Below are 14,833 nucleotides of genomic sequence, written 5' to 3' on the forward strand. Positions count from 1 at the left end.
ATGACGACGGCGGCGCGACGCCGACGATCGGCGTCCGCCTACCGCTGGGACTCCCGCAGAATCAGCGGGCCGATCGCCAGCGTCCGTTTGGCGACCGGCGCGATCCGGAGGATGTAGGCGACGAAGAGCAAGAACGGGATCAGCGAGATAGTAAACGCCGCCGCGAACACCCAGGTGACGGTCGGAACGGACAAGAAGACGCCCGTGAACGTCGCCGAACCGACGAACGTCAGCATGCCGCCGGCGACGATCAGCGAGGGGATCGCCGCGTAGAGGATGTACACCGAGAGGTCGACCAGCGCCCACTGGAAGTACAGCGTCTTGATGTGCTCGCGGGCAGGACCGAACATCGCCAGCGAGGATCTGAGCTCCTCGAACGCTTCGCGCTGGTCCTCGTCGAACTCGTCGCCGAACTCGTCGACGATGCGCTCGACCTGATAGATCTTCCAGCCGTAGTTGAAGTTCAGCGCCGCGAACAGCACGTCGAACGTGCCGAACTGGGCGCCGTCGAGTTCGTTCTGAACCTCCTCGGCGTTGCCGTGAATGCTGTCGACGAACTCGCCCGTCTGGTCGATCAACTGCTCGTTGTCGCTCTCGCGGACGATCCGGTCGACTACCTCGGCTCGTCGCTCGATCTCCTCGGCGAGGTGACCGAGAAACGCCGAGGGATCGGCCGGGACGGCCGTACCGAACAGGTCTTTCGTGTACGTTCGGAAGTCCATGGCGTCGCTCATCCGCTTGCGCTGGTCACCCAGCGGCCCGTTCTCCTGGGAGAGCACGAGTTGGCTGATCGTGACGACCAGCGTCGTGCCCGTGATGATCGCGCTGATCATCGTCGAGAACGTCGTCTCGATCGTGTCGTCGGAGGCGAGTTGGGTCGACAGCGGTGGCTCCAAGAGCAGGCTCAGTCCCAGGAACGACAGGAACACGAGCGCGGCGAACGCGCCGGTCAGGGCGAACCGGTTCGTCCGGAACAGCAGCCAGATCTTGACCCGGCTCTCGTCGGCCCGGCCGCGCATCGTGTCCGCGGTGCTGATCTCCCCGCTGCTGTCATCCTCGCTCATCCGTCCTCTCGCGTCCGTTCGTCGGCCTCGGCCGGGCGCTTGAGCAGCAGGTACTTCGTCCCGCCGCCGGTGTAATCGATCGTATCGACGAGTTCCCAACCCTCGGCGCCGAGTTCGTTGAGCCGCTCCGTCGGGTCCTTTGCTTCCTTCATCGTCGCCTCTCGAGGCGGCCGGAGGCTCCGGTACTCCCACTCGATTCGTCGGGCATCAGTCACAGAGCAGTGTTCGAGGCTCTGGCATAAGCATATTGGCCCATCCCGACGATCGCGTGGCGCTCGTCGTACGCTTAAGCGCCACCTCGTGGTACCGTCGGTATGCGCCTCGTGCAGGTGTTGATTCCGGAAGGAAATCGACAGCCGGTGTTGCGGGCACTCGACGACCAGGGAATCGACTACGCGGTGTTCGACGAGACCGGTCGCGGCGAGTTCGAGGCGATGGTTCAGTTTCCCGTCCCACCGACGGGCGTCGAGCCGGTGCTCGAAGACCTGCGAGCGGCCGGCGTCAGCGAGAGTGCATACACGATCGTGTTGCCGACCGAGACCGTCGTCTCCGAACGTATCGTGGCGCTGGAGGCGCTCTATCCCGGCGATCGTCTCTCGCGGGAGGAGCTAAAAGCCAACGCCCAATCGCTCGCACCGGAGCTGCTGACGTACTTCGCGTTCATCGTCCTGAGCACGGTCATCGCCACGGGCGGACTGCTGCTCGATTCGGCGGCGACGATCATCGGCGCCATGGTCGTCGCGCCGCTGATGGGGCCGGCGATCACCGCGAGCGCAGGCAGCGTCCTCGCGGACCGCGATCTGGCGGCCCGAGGCATCGCGCTGCAGGTGACGGGACTCGTCCTGGCCATCGTCGTGGCCGCGGCGGCGGGGGCGCTGCTCAGGGGGACAGTGATAATCCCGCCGGGAACCGACATTCGGACGATTCCACAGATTCTAGAACGGACGAGTCCCGACTTCCTCTCGCTGTTCATCGCGTTCGGCTCGGGGATCGCCGGCGCGATCAGCGTCTCGCGCGGGTCGGGATCGACACTCGTCGGCGTCGCCATCGCGGTCGCGCTCATTCCGCCCGCAGCGACGGCGGGGCTCGGGATCGCCTGGGGCTTTTCGGGCGTCGCGGCGTCGGCCACGGTGCTGGTGCTGGTCAACCTGCTGTCGATCAACCTCTCGGCGCTGGCGATCTTCTGGTTCAGCGGCTACCGGCCCGAACGCAGGACGCATCGAGACAGCGCCCGTTCCTCGGTTCTCAGGCGCGGCGCGGTGCTCGTCGTCGCACTCGTGGGGCTCTCGGTCGTGCTCGGACTGGTCACGTTCGCGTCCTATCAGACGACCACGTTCGAACAGCAGGCGACCGCCGAGACCGAGCGCTTTTTCGACGAGGCTGCGCTCTCGGCGTACGAGCTCGAAGCCGTCGAGGTCGACTACGATACACAGGACATCCTCCTCGGAAACGACCCGGCGGTCTCGGCCGTCGTCGGACGGCCGAACGCGACCGGGATTCCGCCCGACACCGCCACGCAACTCGACCGACGAATCGAACGAGCGACCGGCCGAGATCCCGCGGTGCGCGTCTCGTTCGTCGTCGCGCAAGAGACCGAACCGATCCCTCCGACGACCGGCACCTCGACCGGTGTACGCGTCGAGGCAGACCGCGGCGGGGCGCCACGGACGACGGTCGCGGTCGGTTCCGAGTACGAAAATAGTCGGGGTGCGATCACACCGACGTCGCCGGCTCGTCCTTGACGACGCGGCGTTCGGCCGATCCGACCGACAGCAGCGCGACGCCGCTGACCAGCAGGTTGACGCCGAACAGCGTGCCGACCGCCCACAGCGCCGTCGACGGGAAGCCGGCGAACAGCAGTCCGGCCAGCAGGATGCCGATCGCGCCGCTGGCCGCGATCCAGAGCCCGTTGGCCTCGCGGGGCATCCCCAGCCCGGCGACGAGTTCGATCAGACCGCCGACGAACAGGTACGCGATCACGAGCAGCGTCAGCGTCGTCAGCCCGAACACCGGGTTCACGAAGAAGATGACCCCGGCGACGACGTACACGACACCGAGAACCACTTGGACGGCGCTCCCGGTCCAGCCGGGCGCCGAGAACGCGTGGACCGCGTGGGCGATCCCGCCGGCCACCAGTAGGACGCCGAGCAGTAGCGACAGCGAGACGCCCGTCACGAACGGAAACACGATCGCGAGTAGTCCGAGTAGCGCGAGGACGATCCCCGTGCCGGCGGGGACGCGCCAGTTTTGATCGGGAGCGATGCCTATCTCTTCTACAGATGTTTCTGCCATTTCAGTTCCTCCGTGTATAAACTACGACGTCAGCGCGTATAACCGCCGTTTACTGGATCCGAGAATATACGTCGGGACGATATGTCAGAATTCGCATCTACAGTTCACCCCTCGGGATCGCGGGTCTCGTCGACGCCGTCAGCCGAATCGGCGTCCGCAGGCGCACCGGTGTCAGTCGCTTCAGGATCAGTTCCGTCGGAATCGGCATCGTCCCCGCCCCCGTCGCTCTCGGGATCCGTACGATTGGCCGCCGAAACGCCCGCTGCTCGGCCATCGTTCGGCGTCGATGCGCCAGCCGCCGCCCGATCGGCGGCCGCGGGCGCTCTCGCCGGACCGATGGCGGCGTCCCTGACCAGCACCTCGACGATGATCTTCAGCATCCCCAGCACGATCGGTCCGAAGAACAGGCCGACGACGCCGAAGACCGCCACGCCGCCGAAGATGCCGACGACGATCGTAGCGGGGTTGAGCGAGGCGCCGCGGTTGACGATCAGCGGGCGGAGCACGTTGTCCGACCCGCTGATCACGACGGCGCCGAAGACCAGTAGCGCGCCGGCCGCGACCGGCCGGTTCACGAGCGCGAGGAAGCCGACGGCGGGGATCCAGACCACCGACGCGCCCACCAGCGGGAGCAAGGAGAGTACGAACGTGATGACGAACCAGAACGCCACGTTGCCGAACCCGAGCGGGACGAACGCCAGCACCGTCAGCAGCGCCTGGACGAACGCCACGACGGCGGTGCCGACGATGCCGGCCCACATGAGCCGATCGAAGTTCGCGAACAGCTCCTCGCGGAGCTCGGGCTCGATCGGCGTCACGCCCCGGAGCCACGCCACCAGCGCGTCGCCGTCGCGCAGCAGGTAAAACAGGACGAATCCGAACACGGTGAGCCCGATCAGCAGCTCGGGGATGCCGCCGACGATGGTGACGACGTTACCCGCTGCGCCCTGGAGACCGTTCTCGACGGCGTCCGAGAGCGTCTGGACGAGCATCTCTGTCTCGATCCCGATCCGGCCCGACACCTGGTCGGCGATCGCCTCGGCGTCCAACGTCTCCACACCCTCGACGATCCTGTCGGCCTGCCTGACGGCGGTCGCGAGCGCCAGTCCGACCGGGACGAGGATCACCGCCGTGGCGAACATCATCGTCGCGGCGGCCGCGAGCGTCGGCCCGATCCGGCGCGCGAGCCGATCGTTGATGGGGTCGAGCACGTACGCGAGCAACACGGCGAACAGCACGAACTGCAGGTACGGCAACACGACCAGCGCCGAGAGGGCCGCGACGACCGCCGCCAGCGCGAGGAGGAAACGTCGCGACCCGGGAGAGCGTCGACTCATGAGTGGTAGGCTCGGCGACGCGACCCGGATATCGGTTGTGCGGACGCCGTCGCTCCGCTCGACCGGGTCGTCGACGCGAGCGTCGGATCGTGGTACAGGAGCCGCCGCAAAACGCGTTGTTTACCGGTGTGTGCGCAGTGGGTTCGAACAGTTGCGGGGTGGTTGTGGCGCGGGCCTGCCGGATCTCCACCGACCGCGTCAGAAGAAGTCGTCCAGACCGGACTGGTCGTCGTCCGACTCGGCGGCGTCGGCGTCCGCATCGTTCTCGGACGATTCGGCGTCCGCGTCGGTCGCGTCGGCGTCGCTCGCGCCGGCGTCGAGCGTCACCTGACCGTCGTCGCTCTCGTTCTCGTCGCTCGACTCGTCGGCGTCGTCGTCGCCCGCGTCGTCGGTCGATCGTACCGCGCCCTCGAACGCGCCGCCGGAGTGCTCGACGGCGGCTTCCGCCCGCAGCTCCTCGGCGTCCTCGACGATCGACTGGACCTTGTTCGTGTCTTTCCCGCTGCCGGTGACGAAGGACAGCTCTTTCGCGTCCAGATCGTAGGCGGCGGCCATCCGAACCGTGAGATCGCGGTTCTTGCAGTGATGAGTCATCACCGCGAGAAACGGCAGTACGCGCCGGCGGGCCGTGCCGATGCTGGTGCCGCTCTGTTCGGCGATCCGCCGCGCGATGCCGTCGCGCGTCTGGCGGGTCCCCTTCGAGCGCCCGAGCTTCGACCAGTAGCTCGGCGGGCCGTAGCGAGTCCATCCGCCCTTCGATCCCTGGCGGGCCGCGGCGACGCCGGCGGTCATGTTGTCGCCCGCGTAGCGCCAGTACGAGTAGTTCTGCGTCGCCCGCACCCGGCCGAGCCAGCGGTCGGCGTTCGCCAGGTAGCCGTAGGCGTCGGCGAGCTCTTGCCCTTCGTAATCTTTGGGCATGTTGTCCTCGATCCAGTTGATCATGTCGTCGGGCGTCTCGTCGACGTCGTAGGAGGCTTTCAGCGCCTCCTCGGCGTCTAACTTCTTGATCACGTCGTCGAGGTAATCGAAGATGCCCTCGGTCGTGTCGCGCTCGCCGGTCATCACGTCGTCGACGGTCAGCGTCTCCGTTTGCTCGGCGACTGCCTGGAGGTCGTTGATCGCCGAGCGCAGGTCGCCGCTGGTCTGCTCGGCGATCTTCTTGAGCGCCTCGTCCTCGAACTCGACGCCCTCCTGCCGGCAGATGTCCCGCAGCACGGGGACGATCGAGCGCGTCGAAACGTCGCGGAACTCGATCTCCTCGCAGGCGTTGCGCAGGCTCTGGGACATGTCGTAGAACTCGTTTGCGATCAGCACGATCGGCTGGTTGGCGTCCTTGACGACGCCCGTGACCGCTCGCGAGCCGCCGTAGTCGGCGTTGCCGTGGAAGTTGTCCGCCTCGTCCATGATGACGAGACGGCGCCCGGCGCCCCCGGCGGTCAGCGTCCCGCTCTTGGAGGCTTCGCCCGCGATCCGATCGATCACGTCGCCCTGACGCTGGTCGCTGGCGTTGAGTTCCATCACCGGCCAGCCCATGTCGTTGGCCAGCGCGTGGGCCGCGGAGGTCTTGCCGATCCCCGGGCTCCCGTGGACGATCGCCGCCTTCCGGTGGTCCTCCCAGGAGTCGGCCCACTCCTTCAGCGCGTCGCGGGCCTTGTCGTTCCCCCGGACCTCGGCGAGGGTGTCGGGGCGGTACTTCTCCGTCCAGTCGGTCATTGCCCGGAGGTAGGGACGAACCGCGTTTAGTGGTTGCGGAGCGGCGCGCCGTCAGGCTTCGTCGTCGGTATCTCTGAGGTCGACCCGAGGTGCGTACCCCTCGTACGCTTCGTCGCTGGAGACGACGGCGTCGCCGTTCGACTCGACGAGATGAAGCGCGTCGAACGGCGTGAAGCCGTGGTCCTCGACGTATGTCGCCGCGGCGACCACTGCGTCGACATCGCCGCGGACCTCCACGAGGGCGGCGGCGTTAGCGACGACTCGCTCCGCGTCCCTGTCTTCGCGGTAGGCGACCAGCAGCAGTTCGACGAGCGTGAATCGCGACGTCCACAGTTCGTTCCGATGGTCGCGGTACACCGATTCGGCCGCATCGCCCAGCCAGTCGTCGTCTTTGATCAGTGCGAGGAGGAAGTCCGTCTCCGCGTACATTCAGTGACCGGCCTCGTCGAGCGCGGCTTCGCGGGCGGCATCGCGGAGTTCGTCGGCCGATTTCTCGACATCGGCGAACTCGTCGCGGAGCGCAGCGAGGGGATCCTCCGCGACGGGGATCAGCTTGATGCCGTCGTGGAGGTCGACGACGCGATAGCGGTCGCCGTACCGTTCTCGGAGCTCTTTCGGGAGCGTCAGGCGGCCGCGATCGTCGAGCGTCGCATCGGACATACTCGAACGAAGGGCGGGGAGAAATATGAAGATTCCCCTGGTTTGCAGGATTACCCACGAAGTGATGTCCGGAGGGTACAGCCAGACATTCTTCTCGAGGGGCGGTAGGAACTAACCGACGTCCTTCACCCCCGCGGTTTTGGCTCGTTGCGTGGCATTTCACGTATGCCCGGCCTCTCAGAAGCGACCGACCTCGCGAAGCGCGTGTTCGCAGAGTTCTCCGAGAAGAACGTGTCGTTCATGGCCGGCGGGATCGCGTACAACGCGTTCATTTCGCTGGCGCCGCTGCTGATCTTGCTGTTTCTGGTCGTCTCGACGCTCGGCGGCGGCCTCGAACAGCGCGTCGTCGACTCCGCGGGGACGTGGCTCCCCGGCCCGATCGCCGACGTCGTCGCCCAGTTATTTCAGGGCGACGGCTCGTCCGGCGGCGCCTCCGTGATCGGTCTGGTCGTGCTGGTCTGGGGGACGCTCAAGATCTTCCGCGGGCTCGACACGGCGTTCTCAGAGATCTACGAAACCGTCGACGAGAACTCGTTTAGCGACAAGCTGAAAGACGGCGTCGTCGTCCTCGGCGCGCTCGTCGTCGCGATCGTGGCGACCGTCGGGGTCAGCGCCGCCTTCGCCGTGCTCTCGGACACGATCCCCTTCATCGGACTGTTGACGCCGATCGTGTTGCTGGTCGGGCTCGCGATCGCCTTCTTCCCGATGTACTACGTGTTCCCCGACGCCGACCTCGAACCGCGCGAGGTGCTCCCCGGCGTCGTCTTCGCGGCGGTCGGCTGGGCGGCGCTGCAGGGACTCTTTCAGGTGTACCTGGCGTTCTCGGATCCGGGCGCGGGAAGCTTCTTCGGCGGCGTCATCGTGCTCGTGACGTACCTGTACTTCTCGGGGCTGGTGCTCCTGCTGGGCGCGGTGATCAACGCTGTCGTCGGCGACCACTCCACTGGAACACCCGGCGGCGTCGGACGCGGCGCGGCGAGCGACGCCGAGGCGGGGAGCGAACGCACGCTCGACCGCAGCCAGGTCGCCGCGTACCTCTGGACGCTCCGCGAGGATCTGACCGGCTACTACGGAGAGACGCGGCCCGCGAACGGAGACGAGCACCCGCGCCCGGCTGGCGACGTGCGCGTCGTCGAGTACGCCGAGCCGTCGGGCGACGACGAGACGTGGACGGTCACGCTCCAGTGGGACGCCGACGAGGAATCGCTCGATCGCGTGCCGTCGGACGATCGGGTGCCAGCAGGTGGCTCCGGGCGGTCGGACGACCGAGTATCGCCGGCCGACTGAAGTCACTCCCCGCCGGGGCCGGTCGCGTCGGCGTCCCCCCGCTCGGGAGCGGCTTCGGCCGCGGCGTCTAACTCCCGGAGGACGACCGTCGAGATCCGGGTGCCGTCGACGGCCGCGACCGTCGCGGCGTACCCGTCGAGCGCGACGCGGTCGCCGGTCGCGGGATCGCTGCCGAGCGCGCCCAGCACGACGCCGCCGATCGTGTCGTAGTCGTCGTTCGCGAACGCGGTCCCGAGGCGCTCGTTGACCTGATCGATCGGGACGCCGCCGTCGAGCTCCCAGGCGCCGTCTTCGAGTCCCGTCATCGACGGCTCGTCGGCGTCCAGATCGAACTCGTCGGTGATCTCGCCGACCAGCTCCTCCAGAACGTCCTCGATCGTGAGGATGCCTTCGAGGGCGCCCCACTCGTCGATCACGACCGCCATCTGGACGTTGCGGGCCTGGAACTCCGAGAGGATGTCGTCGATCCGGCGCGTCTCGGGGACGACCAGCACCTCGCGAACGAGATCGCGAGCGAGCGGTTCGCCCTCGTCGCCGTCGTCCGCAGCGGCGTCCGTCTCCTCGATCGCGCGCAGCACGTCCTTGGCGTGGACGAACCCCTCGACGGGCACGTCGGTCTCCTCGTCGACCACGACGTACCGGGTGTAGGGGCCGGTGGCGGCGATCGACCGCAGCTCCGACAGGGGCGTCCGCGCGGCGACCGTCGCGACGTCGGGACGAGGCGTCATCACCTCGCGGGCGATCGTGTCGCCCAGGTCGAACACCGACTCGATCATCTCGACTTCCTCCACGTCGATCGCGCCGTGCTCGCCCGAGCGGCCGACGATCGTCAGGAGCTCCTCCTCGCTGTGGGTCTCCTCGGACTCGGAAGCCGGCGAGACGCCGACCAGCCCGGTAAAGTAGTTCGCCGTGCCGTTGAACACGACGAGGCCGGGGATGAAGAGGTAGTAGAACACCTTCATCGGCGCGGAGACGAACAAGGCGATCCGTTCGGCCTCCTGAATCGCCAGCGTCTTCGGCGCCAGTTCGCCGAACACGACGTGCAGGAACGTGATGATCGAGAAGCCGATCGCCACCGCGACGATGTGGACCACACCTTCGGGAAGCACCGCACCGAGCACCGGTTCGATCACGGCGGCGACGGCGGGCTCGCCGGCCCACCCCAGTCCCAGCGAGGACAGCGTGATTCCCAACTGGGTGACCGCCAGATAGTCGTCGAGATTGTCCATCGCCTCCTGAACCCGCAGGGCGGCCTTTCCGCCCTCCTCGACCATCGCGTCGACCCGCGTCGCACGGACCTTCACGAATGCGAACTCGGAGGCGACGAAAAAGCCGTTCAGTGCGACGAGGACGAGCGCCAGCAGCAATCTGGCGGCGGAAAAGACGAAGTCGACCATATTTTCTGGTACTACCGCTGGCCGACACAAAACGGTGCCGCACGGGGCCGCTCCGACGCTCGCGACGGCACGTACCCCCGGCCGCGCTCGTCGACGCCGCCGTTACCGCCGCTCGGCGAGGAAGAACGGCTTCCCAACCGGCTCGCCGTCCTCGTAGGCGTCCTCACCGTCGGGGTCGAGCACCTCTCCCTCGCCCTCGTGGCCGAGCCGATCGGTGACGATCCACCAGTCCTGTAGGTCGAAGCCCGCCTCGACGATCATCTCGCAGGTCTCCTCTGGCCCGGGGAAGCTCCACGCCATCTCGACGCCGCTGTCGAGCCAGTCGGGGTTCGACCCCGCCCAGTCGGTGCCGCCCGAGGACAGCAACAGCACGCCGCCGGGCCGGAGCACGCGGGCGAACTCCTCGATCACCGCGGCGTGGTCCGGGACGGGAACGTGGATGATCGAGTGGTACGCGCAGACCGCGTCGAACGCGTCGGCGCCGAAGCCGAGATCGGTCATGTCGCCCTGAACCAGCTCGGCTCGCGGGACAACATCGGATGCGAGTCCCAACTGTTTGGCCGAGAAATCCAGCCCGACGACGTCGTGGGTCGGCGTCAACCCGCTCGCGACGGGCGTTCCCTGCCCGCAGCCCGCGTCGAGCACCCGTGCGCCGGCGGAGATGCGGGCCCGGACCTCGTCGAGCAGCGACGCCTCCGCCGGTTCGCCGGATCGCTCCGCGAAGTGCGTCTCCGCGAGGTCGTCGTACGCTTCGCGGACGCGCTCGCGCTGGTCGGTCATGGTAACGAAGGGCGCGGTGGCGTGACTAAGCTTTTCTGCTCCGGCGGCGAGCGATCCGGCCGTTCACTCGCGGTCGGCCGTCGCGGACGCCGCCTCGGCAGCGGCGTCCTCGTCGTCGGCGTCGTCCCCGACCACCAGCACCGGCACCGGACTCGTCCGGACGAGGGCGTCGGTCGTGCTGCCAAGCAGTGCGCGTCGGAGACCGGAGCGGCCGCGCCGCCCGAGGACGATCACGTCGGCGTCGTGCGTCTCGGCGTACGCCTCGACAGTGTCGGCCGGGACGCCCTCCTCGACCGCAGTTTCGGCGTCGACGCCGGCCTCGGCGGCGCGGTCGACGACGGTGTCGAGGATCTCGCGCCCCTCCGAGCGCAGGTTCGCCTCGACTTCCTCGGGGTCGACGATCGCGTTGTCGTAGGCGGTCCGCGTCTCGATGACGTACAGAGCGTGCAGGTCGGCGCCGTAGGTCGCCGCGAGGTCGATCGCTCGGTCGGCCGCTCGGTCGGCCGTCTCGCTCCCGTCGGTCGCCAGCAGGACGGTGTCGTACATGCGCGGTAGTACGCGCTCGATCGGCAAGAGCGTCGGGCCGGACTCGACGAGAGGCGGCCGGTCGGCGCCCGCGCTCAGTCGCGACGCCGCTCCTCGAACAGTCGCCAGCCGACGACGCCGTAGCCCGACAGCAATAAAACAAAGCGCTCGCCGGTCATCGCGATCGGGAACAAGCGCTCGGCGTCGCTCCCGTCGGCGGTCGGCTTCACGCCGGTCCGGTAGTGGGTCTCGCCGACCGATCCCTCGGCGGTGGCGTTCGAGAGCGTCCGGGTTCCGTCGGGCGCCCGATCGAACTCGACGAACGTCTGGACGAACCCGCGCTCGTCGGAGTAGAGGAACTGGCCGGAAAGGTCGTAGAACCGGTCGTGGAGCGGCCAGAACAGGTTGACGCCGTTGAAGAAGGCGTCGAGCAGGACGTGGGAGAACACGACCGCGACGAGCGCGACCCACGCCACGCGGGCGCCGCGGGCGCCCCAGCGCTCCAGAACGTACGACTCCTCGCGGCGCAGGTCCCACCACAGCGCCAGCCCCGCGAGCGTCGGCCAGACGAGGTTGTGCAACACGGCGCGGTGGGTGCCGATCAGCCAGAGATCCAGAAACGTGTCGAGGTCGACGAGCGCCGAGGCGGCCATCACGAACAGAATCGCCCGGGTGTCGAACCGGTCGGCGAGCAGCGCCGTCCCGATCAGCCCCGCGAGCGCGACGTGGACGAGCGTCGATGGCATGCCACACGGTTGAGGTCTCGGACAGCTTAGGGGTTTCGCGAAACGTGGACGTCGCCGACCGGCCGCAGTCGCGCGAGCGCCGAGACGCCAACGATTTTCCGCCGGAGCGCCAACGTCACGGACGATGTCATCGAACGGACGCGCCGCGTTCCGACCGCTGGTCGCCCCGGAGGTGGCGCCGTGACGACGACGCTCGTCGAGGGATTGGTCTGGCAGTTCGACCTCGGGATGGTCAACGCCTACCTGATCGACGACGGCGAGGTGACGCTCGTCGACGCCGGCACGCCCCGGTCTGCCGACGACATCCGATCGAGGATGGCCGAGATCGGCTACGAACCGGCCGACATCGACCGCGTGCTGATCACGCACTACGATCTCGATCACGTCGGCGGGATCGCCGGATTGGATCTCGACGCGCCGATCTACGCGCGGGAACCGGACGCGAGCCACTTCGAGGGCTCGGCGTCGCCGTCGCCGACGAACCGCAAGGGGCTGTTCCAGCGCGTCGTCGGCGTCTGGGTGACGCGGCCGGACGAGCCGGTCCGGCGGGTCGAGGATTCCATCGGCGGGTTCGACGCCTACGCGACGCCGGGACATACGGCGGGCCATACCGCATTCGTCCACGAGGAACTCCGGACCGCGCTGGTCGGCGACCTCGTGACGGGCGACGACGGCGCCCTCTCGACGCCGCCGCTCCCGATGACCAAGGATCCCTCGCGCAACGCCGAGAGCATCCGGGAGTTGGCCGCCCGGGAGCTCGACGTCGACGTGGTCGCGATGGGCCACGGCGATCCGGTCGTCGAGGACGGGGCGGCGGCGCTGGCGGATCTGGCTCGACGCGTCGGGTGAACGCTTCCACCGCGGACGCGACCCCGAGCAGTTCGACGCGCGTCGAAGTTGCCTTTCGATGCGCTTTTACGAGAATCGCTCGCACGATGAGCCATGACCGAGCGTCAGGATCCGCGCCGCGACCTCGCGGAGAAGATCGCAGGCGAGATCACGCTCAGCGACGACCCCGGGGCGACGCTGCGCAAGTGGCGGACCGATTTCGACGTTTCCCAGACCGAACTCGCCGAGGTGCTCGACGTCTCCTCGTCGGTCGTCAGCGACTACGAGAGCGGACGCCGATCGAGTCCCGGCATCGGCGTCGTCGGGCGGATCGTCGACGGCCTGCTCGACATCGACGAGCGCCGCGGCGGCGACCGCATCCGGCAGTACGCCCGGGTGCTCTCGGCGGGCTTCGAGAGCGACGTCGTGCTCGACCTGCGGGAGTACTCCGCGACGATCCCGCTGAGTCGGTTCTACGACGCCATCGACGCGACCGAGATCGCCGAGGGAAGTCAGGACTCGATCACCGGCCACACCGTGATCGACAGCATCCGAGCGATCACGCGCCTCTCCAGCGAGGAGTTCTACCGGATGTACGGCCAGAGCACGAACCGAGCGCTCGTCTTTACGGGCGTCACGCGCGGGGAGTCGCCGCTGGTCGCGCTCCGCGTCGTCAACCCGACGCCGAACGCCGTCGTCCTTCACGGGTTAGAGCCCGACGAGCTCTGGGAGCACGCCCCGAAGCTCGCGACGATCGACGACTACTCGCTGGCCGTCTCGAACGCCGACCTCGACGGGATGCTCGACGCGATGCGGGAACTGCCCTAAAAGGAGGCCGTCAGTCGAACGCCGTTACTCGACGTAGCGGTACTGGCGCTCGCCCATGCGACCCCAACCGTCGAAGACGAACTCGCTGTCGGGCGTCGTGAGCTCCTCGACGTCCGAATCGACGTCGTGGTTGTGGGCGTCGTGGATCTCCTCGTACTCCTCGAAGGAGAGCTCGTAGCGCCGGTCGAGTTGCTCGTCGACGTTCATCGCCTCGACTTCCTCGCGCCAGCCCTCCCGAACCGTCTCGGCGTGGACCTCGGCCTGGGCGCCCGAGCCGTAGGAGCCGACCAGCATGCGCTGGCCTTCCAGGTCGAGGTCCTTGTCGTAGGCGTCACGGAGCGCGCTGGCGCGCGCGATGTGGACCGAGCCGGTGTACCAGTTCCCCACCTTGCGGGAGATCTCGAGCGTCGGCTCGACGGTCGCTGCGTACCACTGCTTGTACTGGTCGGTTTCCGCGAGCGCGTCGACGTAGTCGCGGATCGCCTCCTCGTAGGTCTCGTCGTCGTCGAACGCCTCGCGGCGGGGCTGGCGCCCGATATCGTCGGCGAGTTCGTCCTCGATCGACGTGTCGCGGATCATGTGCCGGTAGCCCAACAGCCCGGCCTTGCGGACCATTCCGGGGAACGGCGTGTGATAGGGGATGTACGCGTAGTCGTCGGGATGCGTCGCGCCCGCGACGCTCTCGAAGTCCTCGACGGCCTCGCGCATCCGCGCGAGGTACACTTGCATCGAGCGCTTGCCGTCGACGCTCGGGAACTGCTGCTGGGGCTTGAGGAAGTCCGTCTCGTCGGCGCTGCCGTACCCCTGCTCGGCGCTGATCTCGACGAGGCTCGGGTCCTCGGTGATCAGCATGGCGACGGCGCCGGCGCCCTGGGTCGCCTCGCCGGGGTCGTCGCGGGCGTACAGCGCGGTGTCGGTCGCGATCACGATCGCCGCCTTGCCGCGATTCCGGCCCGCACGGATCCAGTTGTACGCGTCGTCGACCGCCTGCGTGGCGGCGACGCAGGCGAACTTGCGCTCGCCCTTGTTGGCGTGGTGGAAGTCGCCGTCGTACACCTGCTCCAGACAGCCCGCGACGTACGTCGAGACGGGCTTGGAGTTGTCGAACGCGCTCTCGGTCGCGACGTCGATGCGGCCGACGTCCTCGGGCGTCAGGCCCTTGCGCTCCATCAGGCGGTGGGCGGCGTTGGCGCCCATCGTGACGATGTCCTCGTAGCTGTCGGGGAACGAGCTGGCGTGCAGCCCCAGTCCCTTCGTGTACTTTTCGGGATCCTCGCCTTGCGCTGGCGCGAAGGTGTTCGGAAGGTCGAGCTTGAGCCGACCGGTCCTGATCTCGATGGCGTCGATGCCGACGGCTGTCATACGCGTGTGTGAGG

16 protein-coding genes are annotated in these 14,833 nt (G+C 67.9%); 4 read left to right on the top strand and 12 right to left on the bottom strand.

From position 1 onward, the window contains the following. Positions 1-38 precede the first annotated feature (38 nt). Positions 39-1,064 (bottom strand): DUF7972 family membrane protein, encoded by a 1,026-nt coding sequence (locus NO931_RS10470; RefSeq protein WP_256392279.1) that lies wholly within the window; start codon positions 1,062-1,064, stop codon positions 39-41. After that, positions 1,061-1,279, bottom strand: a complete 219-nt coding sequence (sp36, locus tag NO931_RS10475; RefSeq protein WP_510629982.1) for a Sp36 family protein — start codon at positions 1,277-1,279, stop codon at positions 1,061-1,063. The genes NO931_RS10470 and sp36 overlap by 4 nt, the downstream gene beginning before the upstream one ends. Before the next feature lie 99 nt (positions 1,280-1,378). On the opposite strand from sp36, the gene NO931_RS10480 reads away from it, so the two are divergent. Next, a complete protein-coding gene (locus NO931_RS10480) occupies positions 1,379-2,806 on the top strand; it encodes a TIGR00341 family protein (RefSeq protein WP_256392280.1) in 1,428 nt (475 codons plus the stop codon). Here the strand turns inward: NO931_RS10480 and NO931_RS10485 are convergent. The 5 genes from NO931_RS10485 to NO931_RS10505 form a co-directional block, all read right to left on the bottom strand. Beyond that, a complete protein-coding gene (locus tag NO931_RS10485) occupies positions 2,778-3,356 on the bottom strand; it encodes an HdeD family acid-resistance protein (RefSeq protein WP_256392281.1) in 579 nt (192 codons plus the stop codon). The genes NO931_RS10480 and NO931_RS10485 overlap by 29 nt on opposite strands. 104 nt (positions 3,357-3,460) lie before the next feature. Continuing rightward, positions 3,461-4,693 (bottom strand): AI-2E family transporter, encoded by a 1,233-nt coding sequence (locus tag NO931_RS10490; RefSeq protein WP_256392282.1) that lies wholly within the window; start codon positions 4,691-4,693, stop codon positions 3,461-3,463. A 198-nt stretch (positions 4,694-4,891) separates the two neighbouring features. Continuing rightward, positions 4,892-6,406 carry a replication factor C large subunit gene (locus NO931_RS10495; protein WP_256392283.1) on the bottom strand — a complete coding sequence of 505 codons (1,515 nt, stop codon included), beginning with the start codon at positions 6,404-6,406 and terminating at the stop codon, positions 4,892-4,894. 51 nt (positions 6,407-6,457) lie between these two features. Further along, the gene (locus NO931_RS10500; RefSeq protein WP_256392284.1) at positions 6,458-6,835 is read right to left on the bottom strand and encodes a PIN domain-containing protein; all 378 of its coding nucleotides are present in this window, start codon (positions 6,833-6,835) and stop codon (positions 6,458-6,460) included. Then, positions 6,836-7,066: an AbrB/MazE/SpoVT family DNA-binding domain-containing protein gene (locus NO931_RS10505; RefSeq protein WP_256392285.1), complete on the bottom strand. Its 231-nt coding sequence runs from the start codon at positions 7,064-7,066 to the stop codon at positions 6,836-6,838. A gap of 165 nt (positions 7,067-7,231) precedes the next feature. Between NO931_RS10505 and NO931_RS10510 the strand changes: the two genes are divergently transcribed. Beyond that, on the top strand, positions 7,232-8,353 hold the full coding sequence (locus NO931_RS10510; RefSeq protein ID WP_256392286.1) for a YihY/virulence factor BrkB family protein: 1,122 nt from the start codon (positions 7,232-7,234) through the stop codon (positions 8,351-8,353). A 2-nt stretch (positions 8,354-8,355) separates the two neighbouring features. On the opposite strand, the gene NO931_RS10515 is transcribed toward NO931_RS10510, so the two are convergent. The 4 genes from NO931_RS10515 to NO931_RS10530 form a co-directional block, all read right to left on the bottom strand. Continuing rightward, positions 8,356-9,750 (bottom strand): hemolysin family protein, encoded by a 1,395-nt coding sequence (locus NO931_RS10515; protein ID WP_256392287.1) that lies wholly within the window; start codon positions 9,748-9,750, stop codon positions 8,356-8,358. Positions 9,751-9,852: 102 nt separating this feature from the next. Then, positions 9,853-10,530, bottom strand: a complete 678-nt coding sequence (locus NO931_RS10520; protein WP_256392288.1) for a class I SAM-dependent methyltransferase — start codon at positions 10,528-10,530, stop codon at positions 9,853-9,855. A gap of 63 nt (positions 10,531-10,593) precedes the next feature. After that, positions 10,594-11,076 carry a universal stress protein gene (locus NO931_RS10525; protein WP_256392289.1) on the bottom strand — a complete coding sequence of 161 codons (483 nt, stop codon included), beginning with the start codon at positions 11,074-11,076 and terminating at the stop codon, positions 10,594-10,596. 74 nt (positions 11,077-11,150) lie between these two features. Continuing rightward, positions 11,151-11,801 carry a metal-dependent hydrolase gene (locus NO931_RS10530; protein WP_256392290.1) on the bottom strand — a complete coding sequence of 217 codons (651 nt, stop codon included), beginning with the start codon at positions 11,799-11,801 and terminating at the stop codon, positions 11,151-11,153. 228 nt (positions 11,802-12,029) lie between these two features. Between NO931_RS10530 and NO931_RS10535 the strand changes: the two genes are divergently transcribed. Further along, entirely contained in the window at positions 12,030-12,650 is a 621-nt protein-coding gene (locus NO931_RS10535) for an MBL fold metallo-hydrolase (protein ID WP_259371521.1), read from the top strand. A 93-nt stretch (positions 12,651-12,743) separates the two neighbouring features. Next, a complete protein-coding gene (locus tag NO931_RS10540) occupies positions 12,744-13,457 on the top strand; it encodes a helix-turn-helix domain-containing protein (protein WP_256392292.1) in 714 nt (237 codons plus the stop codon). 24 nt (positions 13,458-13,481) lie between these two features. On the opposite strand, the gene hmgB is transcribed toward NO931_RS10540, so the two are convergent. Next, the gene (gene hmgB / locus NO931_RS10545; RefSeq protein ID WP_256392293.1) at positions 13,482-14,819 is read right to left on the bottom strand and encodes a hydroxymethylglutaryl-CoA synthase; all 1,338 of its coding nucleotides are present in this window, start codon (positions 14,817-14,819) and stop codon (positions 13,482-13,484) included. Between the last annotated feature and the right edge of the window lie 14 nt (positions 14,820-14,833).

This window comes from Natronoarchaeum rubrum (genome assembly GCF_024494695.1).